Origin of the sequence: Atopobium sp. oral taxon 416, assembly GCF_018128285.1 — a bacterium.
GTDB lineage: Bacteria > Actinomycetota > Coriobacteriia > Coriobacteriales > Atopobiaceae > Olsenella_L.
Map to the genome: position 1 here is coordinate 613291 of NZ_CP072380.1, position 16122 is coordinate 629412.

17 protein-coding genes and 1 pseudogene are annotated in these 16122 nt (G+C 55.2%); 15 read left to right on the top strand and 3 right to left on the bottom strand.

From position 1 onward, the window contains the following. Positions 1-43 precede the first annotated feature (43 nt). The 4 genes and pseudogenes from J4859_RS16695 (at position 44) to J4859_RS03320 (ending at position 2617) form a co-directional block, all read left to right on the top strand. Positions 44-538, top strand: a complete 495-nt coding sequence (locus tag J4859_RS16695; RefSeq protein WP_212332814.1) for a DNA-processing protein DprA — start codon at positions 44-46, stop codon at positions 536-538. A gap of 37 nt (positions 539-575) precedes the next feature. Beyond that, positions 576-917: pseudogene (locus J4859_RS16700) on the top strand (DNA-processing protein DprA); the annotation flags it as partial. Next, positions 914-1570, top strand: coding sequence for a hypothetical protein (locus tag J4859_RS03315; RefSeq protein WP_212332816.1), 657 nt, complete (start codon positions 914-916; stop codon positions 1568-1570). The pseudogene J4859_RS16700 and the gene J4859_RS03315, both read left to right, overlap by 4 nt. A 288-nt stretch (positions 1571-1858) precedes the next feature. Continuing rightward, positions 1859-2617, top strand: a complete 759-nt coding sequence (locus J4859_RS03320) for an ATP-binding cassette domain-containing protein (protein WP_256436905.1) — start codon at positions 1859-1861, stop codon at positions 2615-2617. 567 nt (positions 2618-3184) lie between these two features. Here the strand turns inward: J4859_RS03320 and J4859_RS16705 are convergent. Together J4859_RS16705 and J4859_RS17445 are read right to left on the bottom strand one after the other, a co-directional pair. Next, positions 3185-3307, bottom strand: coding sequence for a transposase (locus J4859_RS16705; protein ID WP_256436812.1), 123 nt, complete (start codon positions 3305-3307; stop codon positions 3185-3187). Between the two features lie 83 nt (positions 3308-3390). Beyond that, positions 3391-3630 carry a transposase gene (locus J4859_RS17445; protein WP_212332818.1) on the bottom strand — a complete coding sequence of 80 codons (240 nt, stop codon included), beginning with the start codon at positions 3628-3630 and terminating at the stop codon, positions 3391-3393. A 358-nt stretch (positions 3631-3988) separates the two neighbouring features. Between J4859_RS17445 and J4859_RS03330 the strand changes: the two genes are divergently transcribed. From J4859_RS03330 to J4859_RS03360, 7 genes are all read left to right on the top strand, one after another. Then, positions 3989-4585, top strand: coding sequence for an AAA family ATPase (locus J4859_RS03330; protein ID WP_212332826.1), 597 nt, complete (start codon positions 3989-3991; stop codon positions 4583-4585). A 115-nt stretch (positions 4586-4700) separates the two neighbouring features. Next, entirely contained in the window at positions 4701-5861 is a 1161-nt protein-coding gene (locus tag J4859_RS03335) for an iron-containing alcohol dehydrogenase (protein WP_212332829.1), read from the top strand. 497 nt (positions 5862-6358) lie between these two features. Continuing rightward, the gene (locus J4859_RS03340) at positions 6359-6808 is read left to right on the top strand and encodes a hypothetical protein (RefSeq protein ID WP_212332831.1); all 450 of its coding nucleotides are present in this window, start codon (positions 6359-6361) and stop codon (positions 6806-6808) included. Between the two features lie 1288 nt (positions 6809-8096). After that, the gene (locus J4859_RS03345) at positions 8097-10259 is read left to right on the top strand and encodes a hypothetical protein (RefSeq protein ID WP_212332833.1); all 2163 of its coding nucleotides are present in this window, start codon (positions 8097-8099) and stop codon (positions 10257-10259) included. Positions 10260-10261: 2 nt separating this feature from the next. After that, complete coding sequence (locus J4859_RS03350; protein WP_212332835.1) at positions 10262-10921, top strand: ABC transporter ATP-binding protein; 660 nt, start codon at positions 10262-10264, stop codon at positions 10919-10921. A gap of 178 nt (positions 10922-11099) precedes the next feature. Then, positions 11100-11339, top strand: a complete 240-nt coding sequence (locus tag J4859_RS03355; RefSeq protein ID WP_212332837.1) for a hypothetical protein — start codon at positions 11100-11102, stop codon at positions 11337-11339. Positions 11340-12619: 1280 nt separating this feature from the next. Continuing rightward, positions 12620-13102 (top strand): hypothetical protein, encoded by a 483-nt coding sequence (locus J4859_RS03360; protein ID WP_212332846.1) that lies wholly within the window; start codon positions 12620-12622, stop codon positions 13100-13102. 117 nt (positions 13103-13219) lie between these two features. Here J4859_RS03360 and J4859_RS03365 read toward each other — a convergent pair whose 3' ends face one another. After that, positions 13220-13492, bottom strand: a complete 273-nt coding sequence (locus J4859_RS03365) for a transposase (protein ID WP_212332847.1) — start codon at positions 13490-13492, stop codon at positions 13220-13222. A gap of 177 nt (positions 13493-13669) precedes the next feature. Between J4859_RS03365 and J4859_RS03370 the strand changes: the two genes are divergently transcribed. The 4 genes from J4859_RS03370 to J4859_RS03385 all read left to right on the top strand — a co-directional run bounded on the left by J4859_RS03370 (position 13670) and on the right by J4859_RS03385 (position 16091). Continuing rightward, on the top strand, positions 13670-13828 hold the full coding sequence (locus J4859_RS03370; RefSeq protein WP_212332848.1) for a flavodoxin: 159 nt from the start codon (positions 13670-13672) through the stop codon (positions 13826-13828). 126 nt (positions 13829-13954) lie between these two features. Further along, on the top strand, positions 13955-14221 hold the full coding sequence (locus J4859_RS03375; protein ID WP_249113740.1) for a carboxymuconolactone decarboxylase family protein: 267 nt from the start codon (positions 13955-13957) through the stop codon (positions 14219-14221). A gap of 96 nt (positions 14222-14317) precedes the next feature. After that, positions 14318-14608 (top strand): hypothetical protein, encoded by a 291-nt coding sequence (locus J4859_RS03380; protein WP_249113741.1) that lies wholly within the window; start codon positions 14318-14320, stop codon positions 14606-14608. A 241-nt stretch (positions 14609-14849) separates the two neighbouring features. After that, entirely contained in the window at positions 14850-16091 is a 1242-nt protein-coding gene (locus J4859_RS03385) for a DUF438 domain-containing protein (RefSeq protein WP_212332849.1), read from the top strand. The last annotated feature ends 31 nt before the right edge of the window (positions 16092-16122 follow it).

The following is a 16122-nucleotide window of genomic DNA, read 5'->3' on the forward strand; positions in this document are numbered from 1 at the left end:
TTGAGCCGTTAGAATGAAGACACGAGAGCATAGGAGGTGCGACATGGTGCCGGCAATCAGCGAAGAGGAGGTCATTTCTCCCTATAAGGAGCTCATGGCGTATGAGTATCTCTATGTGGTCGAGGGAACTTCCCGAAGCAAAGTATCGAACCTCATACAGCGAAATGGCGGATTTCCGAGTACGGCTGCTGATGCAATTGACGGCATCGTTCCCGACGAAGAAAAACGTTCCGAAGTGATTCAGTACGTAAAGGGAAGGCTTGGAACATTTTCTGTTCTGGTGGATGGAACACCACAGTTCCCGCATGGTCTGAGGGCGCAGAAGAATCCGCTCCCGGTCCTCTACTATCGCGGCGATATCAATCTGACGCAGTCGAGATGCATCTCTGTCGTTGGCACTCGCCATCCTAGCGAGCGTGGCGAGCGAGCGGCGTATCGTATAGCTGCTGCGCTCGTTCGGTATGACTTCACTGTCGTCGATGGACTTGCAGCAGGTATAGATACGGTAGTGGCCAAAACAGCTCTAAAGGCAAAATAATTGGCGTTATTGGCACGCCGATTATAGGTATTATCCAAAGGAAAATGAAGACCTGCAGGAGCAGGTAGCTACGGAGCATCTCCTTATTAGCCAGGTGCCCATCTACCGCTATGATCATCAGCCAATCAAGACACAGCGCTTCTACTTTCCGGAGCGCAACATAACCATGGCTGCCCTGTCCGAAGCTACTGTCATCGTAGAGGCAGGCGAAACCAGCGGAATAAGGACGCAGGCCAGTGCGTGCATCGAACAGCATAAAAAGCTTATCTTGCTGCCCTCTGTTGTCGAGCAGACAACTTGGGCTGCGAAGATGGTAGAGCATGGTGCAATCGTAGCGAATTCGGTCACCGATGTGCTTTCTGCGATTGGCTGCTCATGAATAGTAATAGGTGGCAGATGGTCGATGAACTTGATCGTCCGATGAATCTCCATGAGGGGGATTTCTGCTTCTACTACCTGATCTGCACCCCTCGGGGTGGCTACCGGCATTCGGAAGCCAACCAGACAGTTCTCAATTACAAAATACCGGTTGGTACAGAGAGGGGCTTGCGTGCCCGTCCGGATCGGACTCGTTACAAGCTGAAGGCAATTCGCCAATACTCGGATGCTCTTGTCGAATTTCTCGAAGGCAGACATCCGAAAGCCACTGACGAGAGTCTCGCATCGCTGGGATATAGGGTCGGACTCGTACCTATCCCACCATCAATGCGGCCTGATAGCCAAGATTATGATGACCGCAATGAACAACAGGTCTGCAGAGCGGTATGCAGCAAGCTGGGACTTCGTCTTTGCCATGATATCGAGACTGCAGTGCCTGGGATTGCATCTCACGTGGGTGGTACACGCAAGATAGAGAATATCGAAGATACGCTGCAGAGAGTCGCAACTGATGCGAACACCTGCGAGTTCGTCTTTCTGGTAGATGATGTTCTGGTCACTGGAGCGCATTTCTCGGCCGCGAAGTCGTTACTCTGTCGTACTGGTTTTCAGGGTCAGGTGTTTGGATTGTTCTTGGCCCGTGCACAGTACTGAACTCGGCTTATTTCTTGTGTCCTTCCGTTACCTGTGGTAGATTCTCACACGCTGCATAGGGCAGAGACGCTGTCCTCCGAGGAAAGGAATGGAGCCTTGCGCATCTAGACACTGCTCTTTAAGAGCACGCGGGGACGGTTCATGGACACCATTGTGTCCTTCATCCCTGTGTCTGCGAGGTCCATCATGCAGTTTTCTCTTTCTCACGTAAGCTATTGCTATCCCGGAAGCGCCAATCCGGTCTTTACTGATATATCCTGCACGTTTGCCAAAGGATAGCATGGCATCATCGGCGCCAATGGCTGCGGAAAGACGACGCTTGCACAGCTCATTGTAGGCAGGCTCGCACCTGATAGCGGCTCTGTCACGAAAGGACTTGTCACGGCGCTTTACGCGCAGGATGCCACGGAGGAGCTAGCAGGCCTTTCCGACTTCGCGTGCGATTGGAGTCCTCTTGCTCAGAAGGTGCGCCGTGCGCTTGCGATAGAGGACGGGTGGCTCTGGCGCTACGATACGCCCTCCTCAGGCCAGCAGAAACGCGTGCAGATAGCCTGCGCCCTGGCTGCAGCATCCAATGTGTTGATCCTGGACAAGCCAGCAAACCATCTCGATGCACTGACGAGGGTGCTGCTCATAGAGACGCTCCGGGATTTCTCTGGCATAGGACTTTTGATCTCCCATGACAGAGCGCTCCTTGATGAGCTGGCGGTTTCCTGCCTCTGCTTCGAGGGGGATGGCATGGAGATACGGCCTGGCAACTACAGTGCCGTGCGGGAGCAGGAGATGCAGGAGCATGACACATCGCTCCATGCACGGGAGGCTGCGAGAACAGAATACCGGCGTCTTGCGCAGGAGCAGCAGAGGCGCCGCGAGGAGGCAGACCGTTCTGCTTCAAAGCGCAGCCTCGATCCCCATGACCATGACAGCCGGGAGAAGATCGGATGTGCCATCGTCTCGGGCAAGGACCGGAAGGCTGCGGACAAGGTATGCCAGCTTGACCAGCGCATGCAGGGGCTTGGCAAGAAGGCGGAGGCTGCAGTCGCCTAGGGAAACGATGATTAATGCCCCATAACGTGTCAAAGGGGACCGGCCACACGGCCTTTCTAGGCCGGTATGTGGGAAAGGCAGGGAAGGATGCCCATCCAGCACGTGCAGGAGCCGCCATCCTGACATTTATCCTGCCGCATGCACCGCAATAAGGCTCCAAGACAGATCAAGCGACGCTGAGAGCCGGGAGGTGCAGCCTGCCGGCAAAAGATGCACATGGCAAGGTTTGCAAGGGCGAGGCAGACCCGAGCATACAGGAGGTCTTCTCTATCCCCTGTAGCGCTTCCTTAAGTGGCAGAAGCGCCGCTTCACGATAAGGAAGGGATGCTTCTGCCTTTGAGCGAACGGATGCCTTCCTGGACTCGATACCCTTTTCGGACAAGAGTGCACAGGTAAGGCCTTCTCTAGTCGAAGGCTTCCTTGCAACGCTTTAGCGCATAGATGAGAGGTGTGGGTCTGCTGTGACCTTAAGGGCGCTTCGCTATACCTATATAGCCTAAAGTCTGCATAGCAGAACCTGTCATCTTCCCTTACGAGTGCATGTGTCTGGGATATGTCAGATACATTCTAAGCGATCGTCTCTACAGCATGCACAAGGCTACCTGCGGCATCCACGCCGATATGCGCCTTGTATCCGAAATGCCAGTTCTTCCCTTTCTTGGACTGGTGCGCTTTAAGGGTCGCGCGCATGGTCGTGGTTCTTCGTGGAGCTCGGGGCTTCGATAAAGGTCGCATCCACAATGGAGCCACCTTGTACCGTGATCCCTGCCTTTTCAAGCTTCTAAGTTCAGGCGTGAAGCATAGCTTTGTCGAACTCCTCTCGCTTTAAGGCTATGGCGCATCTTCGCAAGTGTCGTAGCATCTGGCACCTGCTCAGACATGAGGCCCAAGTGCATGAAGCGCTGCCAGGAGCGACAATCCAGGATAGCATCTTTAAGTTCTCTTGTCTTAAGAGAGCAAACATAACCTAAAGCAGGATACATCCTAAAGCTTTGTCTTTGCAGTGCGCACATGCCTGACAAGAGCCTGTCAGTGGTAGCTGGTATCTACCAGTGCAATCCAGCTATCCCACACAACGATTGTATCCATCCGCTCCAGGTGTGCCTCCCGCCCAGTCTTTCTCCTTAGACCTTAGGATTTAAGGTCCTAAAAGCTCATCTATCTGCCCATATCTTCCTTTTGGATATGCTGGAATACGTTGCTGTAATTATAACATATCCGCAGGCAGATAGGCATCTATGTGGATATGGGCACTGTGTGGTTCGAGACATTTTAAGCCGATGTCATACAGCGTACAGCCCCAGCTACCTCATCGAGGCGAATTAATCATCGTTTCCCTAGGGCTATGATGGAGAGCTTCTTGCCTTGGGTGTGCGCTCGAAGAGAAATGCCGTCGCGCATCTTCCGGCCCAGACGATTCCTTTCGGCGATGCAGGGTATGGTATAGAGATTCCGGAGTTCTTCGTGGGGCTAGATGAGCACAGAGCGCTTGTCGGTGCCAACGGCACGGGCAAGTCGACGCTCATAAAGGCACTCGTGGCACGTGGCATCCCTGAAGGCGTGAAAGCGGTCTACTTTCCACAGGAGCTCTCGCCCGAAGAGGCAAAGGCTCTGCTTCTGCGCCTTCAGAACCTTGACCGTGCAGAGCGGGGAAGCGTGCTCTCGCTGGCAGCGCAGCCCAACGCGGAGCCTGAGAGCTACCGCACAGGCATAGCGGTGAGTCCGGGCGAGCTCAGGAAACTTGCGCTAGCATTTGCAGCGCTCGATGGGGCAGAGCTCCTTGTGCTCGATGAGCCGGCAAACCATCTCGATGTGCATGCTGTGGAAGCGCTCGAGCGTTTCCTGGCGAGCTTTGCAGGCGCGCTTGTCCTTGTCTCCCATGACCGACATCTCGTGGAGGCGGTCTCTTCTGCCATCTGGCGCACGGAAGCTTTGTCGGATGGGGGAACGAGGCTCCTTCTGTCCTGATTATGCAATGCAGCCGTTTCTTTCAGACCGGCATCCATTCGGCCTTGCCGCGTTTCGATGCAGGTATGAGGGGGACAGGGACAAGCGGCAGAACCATGCCGGCTAAGGAGTAACTATGTATAATTTCACGTTCCATGTACCTACGACCATCCACTTCGGCAAGGGCCAGATCTCGCATCTTGCAGATCTTGCGGGATATGGCAAGAAGGTTCTCCTGTGCTACGGCGGAGGCTCCATCAAGCGCAACGGCATCTATGATCAGGCAACGAAAATCCTCTCCGATGCAGGCCTTGAGATCTTCGAGCTCTCTGGCATCGAGCCGAACCCACGCATCCAGACCGTGCGCCACGGTGTCGAGCTCTGCCGCAAGGAGTCCATCGATATGGTCCTCGCTATCGGCGACGGCTCCACAATCGACTGCGTAAAGGTCGTTGCAGCCGGCGCAAAGTACGACGGCGATGCCTGGGATCTCGTGATCCATCCTGAGCTCATCAAGGATGCCTTGCCGATCTTCTCGGCGCTTACGCTTGCTGCTACGGGCTCCGAGATGGATGCCTTTGCCGTCATCTTGGACATGACAAAGAACGAGAAGTGGGACACGGCAGGAGAGTGCCTGAAGCCGACAATGTCTGTGCTCGATCCGACCTATACATTCTCGGTTCCGGCACGCCAGACCGCAGCTGGCATGACAGACATGATGAGCCACGCGTTCGAGAACTACTTCTCGATGGATGATGGTGCATACGTGCAGAAGCGCATGGCAGAGGCCCTGCTTAAGACCATGATCCACTCTGGTCCGATCGCACCTGAGAAGCCGGATGACTACGATGCCCGTGTAAACCTCATGTGGTCTGCAAGCCATACAATCAATAGCCTCGTCGGCGAGGGCTGCGCTCCTGTGTGGTCGTGCACCCGATGGAGCATGAGCTCTCTGCCTTCTATGACATCACCCACGGCGAGGGCCTTGCCCATCCTTACGCCCGCATGGATGGAGCATGTCCTCTCTGAAAAGACGGAGAAGCAGTTCGCGATCTACGGCCGCAATGTCTGGGGCCTTACTGGCACAGACGATGCACCGGTCACCCGCGAGGCCATCGCCCGTACCCGCCAGTTCTTTACGGAGACCATGCATATGCCGGCAACGCTTCATGAGGTGGGGATCACTGACGAGAAGCACTTCGATGTGATGATCCAGAAGGCTGCAGATGGCTCGAAGGGCTCGTTCGTGCCGCTCACGAAGGAAGACATCGTCGAGATCTACCGTGCTGCGAAGTAGCAGGCAAACAGGTAAGATTTCACCAGAAACTCTGGCGAAGCAGGAGCTGCTGTTGGAAGGCCTGGCGCCATAGACGGCAGCTCCTTCTATATGGAGCATGATGAAGCCCCGTCTGTCCTGAAGCAATTCAGGAGGGACGGGGCTCTGTTGCAACGGTCGCACATGCATGCCGGAGCATGAGCATTTGTTGAGCCTTCGGTAGTTTCTGTGGGTGAGAAGTTCATCTAAGCAGCCTTTTTCTTCGTGCTTTCCTCGGCCCTTCCCGGAAGCGTCGAGGCACTGTCGGACGAGGAGTTCTCCCTCCTGGAGCGCGCCTGGGCGGTGCGAGGATGCAAAGGAGAAGATCGGGCTTGAGACCTTCGAGGAGGCCGCAACACGCCACAGGCCCGCGCCGTTGTGCCCCTCATGCGGCGGGAAGCGCTACGGCGCCTTCTCGGGTGCCATATTCGACGACTCGAAGAAGGACCTGCCCACCTTTAGTCTTCTTCATCGAGCTGATGTGCTACAACGTGCCTTTAAGGGGCATCGCAAAGATTTGTGGGCTGAACCACAAGATTGCCTACGAGTGGCGCCAGCGCGTGTTTGCGACCGTGGATGGCTACCAGGATTGCACAATCCTGCGCGGCCAGGTCTGGATAGACGAGACCTACATCAACGACACGGACCTGGCGCACGCCTTCGGGCAGGCCCGCAAGCGCGGCCTGTCCAAGCAAAAGCTGTGCATCGCCATGGCTATCGACGCCTGCAAGTACGCGCTCGCCGTCAGGCACGGCAAGCCTTCCCGCGTATCAGGGATAGCCTGCGAGTGCACATCGCCAAGGGATCAACCGTGGTCGGGGACATGGAGAAGTCGCACGAATCCCTGGTCAGGGTGGTCAAAGGTATGCACGAGGCCTACAGGGCACACGTCAGTGACCCGCAATACCTCGAGTGCATGGCTGTCGTGAACAAGCTCTGCTTTTAGCTCAAACGCTACCTGTGGCGCTTTACCGGTATGGACCCGAAGAGACTGCAGAGCTACCTGAACTGGTAGGTGTACCTGTTCGGTGTCAACCAGTCGTACGACAAATGGCCGAGATTGGAAAGGGGGTGCGCCATCTGATGATGGAGGACGCGACTTACCGCACGTCAGAACCTTGCTAGGCACACCACACTTCTAAACTGTTAGATTGCAGTAAAGGCGATAACGATGGTAGCCATTGCCTTTCCCACACTTAGGCCTCCAATCTATCGTTGCATCGACATCGGAGCACAAGGCGGTGTTAACACCGGACGGCATTCAGCATCGTCTGCACGCTCCGCTGGACAAAGGTTTTATACCTGGTCGATGATTTCAGTCCTGTCCATATTGGGGGTATTCGCTGTGATAGTGGGGTATCGGGCTGGGTGACCGCATTTGAGGACCTGCCTGTACCTGCATCGATACCCCCGGATACGAACGTTGCGGTGCCGAGATCGACTTCTGCCTGCATCGTACCGACATTGCAGAGCTATGGCCGCTGGTTGTAGTCGCAGCATCAATGCAAGCGAAGCAGCACTCGATGTACGGTTGCTGTCGCGGATCCGGAGCGTCTCAATGCCACTGTTGTTGCGGATGGGGTAACAGATATGTGGTCGGTCATTAGGACGGTAGCAGCTTGATGCAAAACAGCGTTGTCGCCATGAGTTCCTACCCCCGGACTTGGTGCGCGGAAAATGCTATAAATCCCTACCTATATGCTGCTGCTTTGCAGACCACATGTCTACCACACACCGTTCCCATCTATACGTTTGTCCGGCAAGTGATCTACTGAATCGTTCCGCCAAGCGGGCAGATGGCAGAATGTCTTTAAAGCACCGCCATTGCTTGAGAACGGAGGGAATCATAAGGGGTAAGAGAACAATCATTATTGCCATATTGTGCTGTCTGATGTGCGCGGGAGCGCCGGCGATTGCGTTGGCTGACACCGTTTACTACAAGGGTTCAGCGGTGTATTGGAATTATGGACGTAATGCTGGGGTATTTGGGTTCTCCGATTGCAATTCTGCCCACTATGAGCACCATTCGTCTTGCAACGGATACACGTCTGGCTGGAAGAACCCTGATGTTCTTTCCCAGGCATGGGGCTTTATTGGGACGGATACCTTGGAGGCATACTGGAGCTGCAGAGGATAGCTTCTCCTGGAATTTGAAATGGCATTTGCTCTTTGATTTACCCAATCGAATAAGCAATGGGATTGCAATGGCGGTGTAATATGAAGAAAGCCTGGTCAATTGTCAGCCTCTTGTTAATAGCCCTATTGGGTGTCACCTCAGTCATCTGCGTCAAGGGAGTCTTTGAAGCCCTTGTCTCCAGGCAGGTTGATGACTGGCTTTCAGATCAGCCAACGATTTTCACTTCGCAGCTCACGGATAGGCAGAAGGACAGTCTCGTCGCTGAACTTCAGAATTTGGCGAACAAAGGCACGTTTACGGTAATTAGTCTTGATAAGGAATCGCTGCAATCCGGAGCGAACCTCTACACGTTTAGCATATTGCCGGCATCGATTGACGGAGAGACCTCCATCGACCCACTCGTTGTTCTCGGCACCACGCTTATAGATGGTACCCTCATAAAGAGAGTGGGCTCCGGAAGTCCGAATAGCTATGCCGGGTATGGGAACGACATCTACTCGCGAGTGTCCGATCTGCCCAGTATTCGCTCTGGCATATATTTCCGCGTTGACAGGATGGATGCTGGGAGCGATCTAGGAAGCTCCTGCACGCTCCTTAACCTTGGAAGCGCTGACTTTAAATCAACGGTAGACAGCCTGTCATCTGCTGTCGGGGTAACACCTGAGACTCTGACCACGAAAATGTCAGGCTCGACCTCGGAACCCGGTCTGATCTACCTGTTCTGCATAGGGGCGTTTGCGCTCCTTTCATTTATCCTTTGCCTGGTCATGGTAACGCACTCTCTACTCGAGTTAAAGACGCTGGGGATACACCTGATGCTTGGGTGGAGTAAGGTCGACTTCGTAAGCGAGCTGCTCTCCTCGCAAGCTCTCCAGATTCTTGTTCTCATTCCAATCGGAATGGTGGGAGTATATGCTTACTTGGACGGGTTCACGATTAACGCTGCCTTTGTAGGGCTTGCCCTCGTCTCTGTACTTCCAGCGGTCGTCATGGTGCTTGTCGCTGCGATGGTTTCCGTTGCTCCACTTATCGCAACGAGGCCGGTTGAGGCCATCCACGGGCGATATTCACGGCGGGGTTTCTATGGTCTGACCGTTGCGGTCTATCTAGTGTGCTTGGTCGCCATTTTTGCCGGCTGCCTCTATATAGATCAACCCCTCACCATGTATGCGGACCTTGCTCGCACGCGCTCAGCATGGCAGGAGTATGAAGGGTGGTACGTGGTAAAGGACTTCAGCATCGGAAACACTCGGCTCACTGATAATCCAATGGAGCTCTCAGAGGATATGTACACATGGTACGCCGAGCACGAGCATGATGATGGTGTTTACCTTGCGAACGCCATCAACTACAACGAATCGACCATTAGAGCATATTCCGGTTCAGATACGACGCTCAAGCAGCTCTGGTATCTCGCGGCATCCCCCTCTTACCTTGAGTTGATGGGGGTGGATATACCTGCGGACGTTGTCGAGAGGGCAGAGCAAGGAGTACGTGTCTACCTCCTGCCAGATTCGCTAAGCGCTAGCGAAGTGAACGAAGTGAAGGACTTCCTTATTGCCGCACGGAAGCCCTCTGACTCGAACATCGTCACTCCCTTCATGGAGAGCCCTGAGTACGAGTTCATCTCTTATGACGCTGATAAGGAGCTCTTCACGTGGAGTACGAACCCTGAAGAGCCGGTCACATCAAGCGGGTTTGCTATTGCGGTTGTTACTGCTGCGAACATGGTGCCCTTTGAGTCGGAAAGCCTCGTCGCCACTGGCTTGGAGAACGCGTACGTGAAGCTCGACGAGCATGCGGCGTCAAGTCTGCTCGATGCCGACAATAGAGCTGAGATTGGTGGCTCGGCGGGTGCTCGATTTGCCACGGTGGGGAACTACATCGACGGTCTGCAGAAGACCCTCGAGGAGCTTTTCGCGCTCTTCTCGGCGGTTCTGGTTGTTTTGGTGGCCACCGTCTCCGTCATGGTTGCATGTCTTGTCAATGTGGTCAACCGAGTAAGTGCCCAGGAGATTTCCGTAAAGTACGTCCTGGGCTTCGGAGTGTGGGAGCTGTACCGTCGAGAGGTTCTGTTCGTGACCGTTACTGCTCTGCTTGGCGCTGGGGTGAGTGCTCTCTTCGGAAGCAGCGCTGGCGTGCTTGTTGGCTTTGCCTTGCTGGTCTTGTCCAATTTCGTTATCGGTGCCGCATCGCGCAGGAAATCTGCGGCCGTTGTGCTGGAAACCGTCTCCAAGGAGTAGTGATGCAGTCGTACATTCAGATTGAATCCCTCTCGAAATCCTATGGGAAGCATCGCATCCTTTCTGGTATAGATCTCGTTGTCGGAAAGGGTGAATCTGTCGCAATCACCGGGCCGTCGGGATGCGGCAAGACAACGCTGCTGAACATTCTGGGACTGCTCGAAACGTATGAATCTGGGAGCATTCTCCTATCGGGAAAGAAATATCCGGGACCAGAAACCAGACAGGCGATGCTTCTGCGTCGCAACGAGATTAACTATCTCTTTCAGTCATTCGCCCTCATTGACTCGAGGACGGTACGCGACAATCTCATGCTCGCCCTCTATTACACGAAGCTCTCCAAGAGGGAGAAAGAGGGGGCTATTGAAAAGACATTGAAGAAGTTCTCGGTCTCCAGCAAGCTCGATTCCAACGTAAACGAGCTCTCAGGTGGCGAGAAGCAGCGTGTTGCGATCAGTCGCGCCATGCTCAAGCCGGGCAATCTCATTCTTGCTGACGAGCCGACGGGTTCGCTGGATGCTCGCATGGCGGAGATAGTCATGGACTCGCTCGTGTCCGCCGCCCGAGAGACGGGAAAGACACTTGTGGTCGTGACGCACGACATGTTGATGGCAGATAAGTGTGACCGCACGCTTAGCATGCAAGAAGGGAAACTAGTCTGAGTCGGCCTTCTGACGGTGGCCGTGACGAAAGGCACCGCTTGTGCGTATTGCACTGCTAGCAGGCGAGGTTGAGATTATGGTGATGGACGGGATACGCATCAAAAGATGAGCAGCCCGCACTCCGATTGCGAGCGGTCTTTTCGGGCATTTGTCCCTCTTGCGGGAGGGCACACCTTACGTGAGGGGACTTCTGTTTGAAGGCTCCCATGACAGGGCGGGCCGTCTGATTATCCTCTCCGGCTACGGTCGGATTCCCCTTCTGCGCGAGAATTCAGGGCTTGCGATGATGGTGGCGTCTCGCTTCATGCAGGTGTCAGAGGAGGTCTACATGATGAGGCAAGTGCTGTTGGCATCGAGCGGCAGGAGGCTGAAGCTCGACTTCACGGCCCAGACGTCACTGGCATCTGCTACCCACTAGAAATGCGGAAGACCCCTTTAAAAGCTCACCTGCGGCAGCTCGGCGCCTTGGAGCTATATGCGTTGTCGTCGCAAAACTGCTAGAGGAAGTCGCGCTTAACGCTAAAGCTGCCCGATCGTCTTGAGAGCATTGTCATACCTTCGCCTGCTCCTTGCTTGCGCACTTCGTTCTTGCCTTGCCGAATATGTCGTCGGAGCCCGCCGGCAGCTCATCTTTTCAGCTAGCCGCCAGCGACAGGCTCTACACCGTGCTTCGCCGCTACCGGGGAGAGCATCTCCTGCTCCTTTGCGACCTCAAGTACCACCTTCATCTTGAACTATGGGCTGTAGGTCTTCCTTGTCGTCTTTGACATTGCCACTCTTACAATCCGTGTCTTTTAGACACATCTTCGCAGGGTTTAGATGGACGGTCAAATCTGTGTCTCAAAACCGGCAGCCACATCATCGAGATAGGGCATGCTCTTCGCCGACGACAAGCTCGCGGCGGCCATCGTGGAGCGCGTCGTGCACCACGGGCAGGCTCGTGGAGTTCGGTGGCCCTAGCCACAGGCTTAAGCAGAGTCTCATGCTGAGCAAATCAGGAAAGTAGGGCATCGGCGCGCTCATGCGTAAAGCCGAAAAATTTTAGAGCAGAAATCCGAAAAGAAGTCATGCTCAAAGACGAAATTCTGACTTGACTAAACAGTAAGACTCGCAGATGCCAGAGGTTTCGCTATCCGACGGGATGTGCGAGTCTGGTGGGGGAGGTGCTCCCGGCGCCTTGACCCGTGACAAAACCGACCCGATCGGTGTCGCTTCTGTGATCTGTCAGACGCCCTGACGGCTCCTATGACCGAATAGAGGCCTGATACCGACAGGCATCCCATCACTGTTTTGCCCGAGAGGCAAATGGCGGAGGCGATCGTTCAGCCGTAGGCAGTCGAAGGTCGCCCATGCAACAAGGACAGGTGGAAAGCGTCATCTACATTGGCGTCGACGCCGGCGGGACGGAGGTCGCCCCCATGCCTTCTGCCCGACGAGCAGGCGGGGGTGCGCCGAGATGCTCGCGTGGGCCCGCTCGAACGGCGAGGTGGCCCGCTTCGGCGTGGAGTGCACGGGGATCTACGGTGTCGGAGCTGCTCAGGTACCTCTCGCGCGAGCACGTGCAGGTCGTCGAGCTGAAGCGCCCCCGACCGCACGGTCGGGCGCAGCAGGGGCAAGGACGACCTTGGTGGCGCCGCGATAGCGCACAGGGCCGCCAGGAGCGGGGTGTGGTGCGCGACGCTGAAGGGCAGGGACAGAATGGTCGAGAGCCTGCAGGTCCTGACCAGGGCGAAGGCGTCTGCGCTGAAGGCGCGCAAGGCCGCGATCAAGCAGATCCGCTCCCTGATCGTCTCGGCCTCCGACTCCGCGCTCGCCGCTCGCATCGCCCTCGAGGCGCTCGCCGCTCGCTACCAGGACCTCGACGATAAGGTGGGCGAGCTCGATGTGGCCATCGGGGCCATCCTCGAGGAGGTGGCGCCACTCCTGCTCGAGGAGAAGTGCGTCAGCTCGCAGGGCACTGTCCAGCTGATGATCAGAGTGGGGGACAATCCGGAGAGGCTCAAGCAGCGAGTCGTTGCTGTGCGGGGTGGCAGCGCGTCCTGCGTCGTCAGGGCTCACGACACTCTACAGGCTCAACAGGGGCGCTGGCAGGGCAGCGAACAGCGCGATACACATCGTCGCTGTCGGAAGGCTGAGGACGGACGACAGGGCTCGCGCTTAGGTGGCCCGCAAGATGTCTAAGGGACACTCCAAGCTCGAGGCGATACGATGTGTCAAGCGATACATAGCGCGCGAGCTGTACTACGACATCATTGCCCAGAGTCGCATGCTCAAAACGACTTGACAATTAGAGGGGCATCACACCACCACAGTGCACTTTTGCTCTTCGGTGTATATACCCTTGCTGCGGCCGTCTTCTGAGATAGCGCCTGACATCTCGTAGTCTTTGACCCAATTGTAGAGGGCGTGCCTGTCAGGATAGCCGAGCTCGTTGATCAGTGGGGCGACCCTCCTGCCACACTTGTAGTAGAGCTCGATCGCGCTTTTCTTGTTTTCGTAGCTGAACATCTGCAGAATCCTCTCATACATCTGTTCGGTACGGATTTTCGGTACCACCTTCAGCTGGGGCATCCCTTTGTCCTGATTGGCAGCTTCTAGATTGCCATTAACAACCCTGAGGAGATCGAGACCGTGAAGCCTTACCCGACCGGTCACAATATGACAGTTGAACAGGGTAAGCGCGAGGTGAATGCGGGTTTCGGGCCCAAGATCAAACTGCTGAGGGTACAGCTTCAGGACTAAGACGCGGTGGCGATCGGCTCACCCACCTGGTGGTACATGGCCGCATCGGTGGTGCATACCTTCTTCGACGGGAATGACTCCACCGGTAAGATGGCTGTTCCCTTCACGATGAGCAGCGGTTGGCTGGGATATGCGTTGAAAGATTTGGAGAAAGGTGCGAGCTAAGCAACGGCTGCCCTTCCGAAAGAATTCCGGTTTGATTCGACCAACGAGGCAAAGATAGCGAGCAAGGAAAGTGGGCTCACAGATTGGGCCAACAACGTACAGGCAAAACTGTAGTAACGATATTGCGTGAGTGATAAGGATATCACGATGAAACAGATGACAAGCAGAGATCAACTGGGTAATTTCGTACTGCTCTTCGCCCACCTGAACAACGACGTACTGTTCGGTGAGGTGTGGGATCAGGATACAATCTCCAACAAGATTAAACCCATCGTCATGATCATCTCACAGGGTATCACCGACAATTCCTCACTCTATCATCTGCAGACCGCAAAGAAAAACGGTGCGACCCATGAGGAGATCGTCGCAGTCATCACCCACGCTACGATGTAGTCCGGCTAGCCTAAGGGATGGACGGTCTTCAACCTCGCTAAGCAGGTATGGAACGGAGAGGACGACGATAAGCCCGCAACTGAGAAAGACCCTTCTTTGATCCTTCCGGTTGACAAGCTGAGTGACGCCTTCACACAGTACTTCATCGGTCAAGGCTACCTCGCACCGTTGGGAGACGATCAGCTCAGTGCCGCAAACGTCACCCTCGAGCCGGGTTGCCGCAACAACTGGTACATCCACTACAAGGGTGGCAAGGTGCTGGTCTGCATTGCCGGTCACGGTTGGTACCAGAAGGAGGGCGAGTCTGCCCAAACCTTGAAGTCGGATGCTATTGTGAGCATCCATTCGGAGGTCAAGCATTGGCGCGGCGCGGCCAAGGATTCTTAGTTCTGGCACATCGCGCTGGCAGTCCCTGCTCCAGATGTAAGCAACGAGCGGCTTGAGCCGGTCACCGACGAGGAGTACGACGAGCTCTAATCCCTGACTGAATGAAGCTCATTCCCTTGCGGCGTCCTGATGATCCTGTGTGGATCGTTGAGGCGCCGTGTTTTGTTGTCAGAACAACGTATCTCAGCGATGCTCTTTTCGTATGCTTTCCTCGGTACAAGAACAACAGAAGGGGAGCAGTATGGCTACCACAGCGACAGACACATTAATTGGGTACTTGCAGCGACTCAATAACGGAGAACCGCTCGAGTCAGTACAGAAGGATTTCCGTGCCCAATTTGAGACGGTCCCACCCGAGGCGATCATGGAGGCGGAGCAGGAGATGCTCGCAGTAGGGGTACCGCTTGAACGTGTACAGCGGCTCTGTGATCTACACTCAGCGTTATTTCATGGAGAGGGAGAACCAGAGCAGCCTGCACCACAGGCACCGGCGCCGAAGCAGCAAAGCTTCGTCAAACCTTCTTCCAAATCCGAAGATATCAATGTGCCCGCAGGACATCCGCTCGATATCCTGATGAAGGAAAACACCGAGCTGATGTCCCGGCTGCAGAAGCTTCACAACCAGCTTGAACAGCATGCCCCCGCAGCGGAGCTGGCGGATACTATGCAGGACCTCTCACCGGTATCTACCCATCTCGCTAAGAAAGATGAGCTTGTTATTGTCCCGCTCAAGCACTACGGGTTCCCGGGGCCGTCGGACGTGATGTGGAACGTCGATATTGAGCTGCGCGACGAGCATCATTTCCTACTGCATGAGCTTCAGAAGCTCGCTGAAAATCTTGACGAAACTATGTCTGCCTATATCAATAGACGGATTGAGAAGTATATCGAGCGCGCACAGGAAATGGTCTTCAAAGAGAACAACGTGCTGTATCCGATGGCGAAAGAGCACTTTACGGATCAGGACTGGCGTTCAATCAAGGCGGATATGCCGAAGTTTGGGTATGCCTGGCTCAGAGAGATTCCTGCATGGCCAGGGGAGGCGCTTGAACCGTCACAGCAGTCACCGCTGCCTGAGGTCCAGGTAGGCAGTGATACGACATCCGTATACATTACGCTGCCGACCGGGAGACTGAGTGTGCCAGAGATTGAAGGGATCCTGCGGACGCTCCCGTTTGAGCTTACCTTTATCGATGCGCAGGATACCAACCGCTACTTCTCAGAAGATTCCAAGCTCTTCCCGCGTCCGCTCAATGCACTGGGGCAGAACATGCTTGATTGCCATCCTGCCAACATCCTCTCTAAAGTGAAGACCGTGCTCACCATGCTGAAGAGCGGAGAAAAGGACTGTATCACCCTTGTGATGCCTAAACAGGGCAGAAAGGCACTGGTGCGATACATGGCGGTGCGTTCAAAGGGGGGCACCTACCTGGGTACGCTTGAGGTGGTCGAGGACATCACGGACTACCCAACCGGGGAGTAACAGAGGAATCTCAGGATAGGACTACATAGGT